Genomic DNA, 1,732 nt, shown 5'->3' with positions numbered 1-1,732 from the left:
GTGATGCTCGTGAGGCAATGAAGTGCGGGGAAGGAGGATGACCCCGAAAAAAGGCGGAGGTCTCATGATCTCTTTAGTCAGCGATGCTTACCGCATCGCCAAGACTAAACCCATTCACGATGACTTGAAAATTTACGATGAATTGAAATTTGATGGGACAATTCGCCCTTGGACCATAACAGCTCCTCGGGCTAGCCTGGTGCTCTCGCCGAAGGAGGATGCCCAATCTCAAACTTTGCGTCGCGCCGAAGCATGATCGCGAGAATTGCGTGTATTTGCTGAGTGTGCGTGCCGAGTATCGGCCGCAAGGTTTGGAGGCCCAGACTTGGCGTGGAGTTGTGTTGAAAGGGAGAACAATAACTTATTCGCTGTTGTTAGTGAGAAATATCGATCGATAGAATCGCTTTTCCATCTACCCATCTTCATGATATCCTCCCTCGAAATGCCTGCTTTGAATGCTGAATTTGCAACCCCCCGACGAAAAGAATGGCCGCTGAATCCTGCAGGGTTGATTCCCGCAAAAAGCAGTGCTTGTTGCAGTTTTCCGAGAACCCATTTTCGATCGAACGGACCAATTAACCGTGAAAACAGTGGTGCTGTAGCAGGTTGCGGGTAACGTTTGACAAGGATGCGCAATGCGCTAACAGGGCAGGTGATATCCCCCGATGGGGACAAAGGAATTGTCACACCTTTGCGAAAAGGGTCCGTTTTTGAGGATGGTAATTGCAGAATGACTCCATCTCGAACAAATTGAATCGATTCGCGGCAGAGCGATTGGAGAAAAGATCGGTTGTTCCAGGTTGACCATGTAAATTCCCCGATACGCAGAAAACCTGCAAATGCTATACAGAAAGCTGCGTAGATGTTGATGTCGTCGTATGTGTGTCGCAGGGTTACAAGGATCGCTTTTAGAATTTCGGATGTGATTTCTAGCCTCTCTCCCTCTTTGGCCTATTGCCATATTTGCGTGCCGCTCCCCTTAGGATACGTTTAATGCGTTCATCGTTGAAAACGTTGGTTGAATACCCATTATCGATGTGGTAGCTTCGGAGGTGACTGATGTACGACTTGGTTGTCTCCGTTGATGTTTCTTCGGCGGAAGTGGCGATGAATTGAGCGAGCACTTCAAATTGGACGGGGAATGGCTTGAAACCTTGGTTACTTGCAAATCTTGCATATGTTGCTTGGCCGGCTCTGTAGACTTGGCGAGTGTTGGCAGCGAGTCCATGCCAAAGAAGGTCTGCAGCTTTACCCGTAATTCCGACATTGGCTTCCCAGTTTCTCGGCATGGACGATGGGAGGGGGTGTTTTGGAACTGTGGGAACATGTCAGCAATCTTGTCAAATTCAAAACGGGAAAGGGCGTCAGCAATCCAGTTATCTTCTGACGACAGCCATTCTGAAGCAATCTCGATATCATAGAGAGCAGCGATTAGTAAGAGGAGTTGAAGCGGGTCAATGGTTTGTCCTCGAACCGATCTGGCATTTATGGCATTGACTACGACCGCATTATCGCACATGATAATCACAGTATGTCCTCTCCATAAATGTCCCCATTTTGCAAATGCGAATACTACAGCGTATGCTTCTTTCCAATCGATAAGCTTGCTTCGATGGTTTCTCGGCACACGAGTAGAAAATGCTTGTGACTCCCACCATCCACCGATGCCTTTTATTCCACTTGCGTCGGTATGAATGATTGTCTTCTGCCTTGCAGGGTTGATGAGGAATAC

2 protein-coding genes are annotated in these 1,732 nt (G+C 48.0%); both read right to left on the bottom strand.

Annotation, left to right across the window (positions count from 1 at the left end; genetic code table 11):
• Window positions 1-228: 228 nt before the first annotated feature.
• Window positions 229-927 (bottom strand): hypothetical protein, encoded by a 699-nt coding sequence (locus DMG62_24255; protein ID PYY19815.1) that lies wholly within the window; start codon window positions 925-927, stop codon window positions 229-231.
• A gap of 52 nt (window positions 928-979) precedes the next feature.
• Window positions 980-1,732: hypothetical protein (locus DMG62_24250; GenBank protein PYY19814.1), on the bottom strand; the 753-nt coding region annotated here is incomplete at its 5' end.

The organism is Acidobacteriota bacterium, from assembly GCA_003225175.1.
In the GTDB taxonomy this organism is placed as follows: domain Bacteria; phylum Acidobacteriota; class Terriglobia; order Terriglobales; family Acidobacteriaceae; genus Gp1-AA112.
This window is presented reverse-complemented; position numbering and strand designations above follow the sequence as displayed.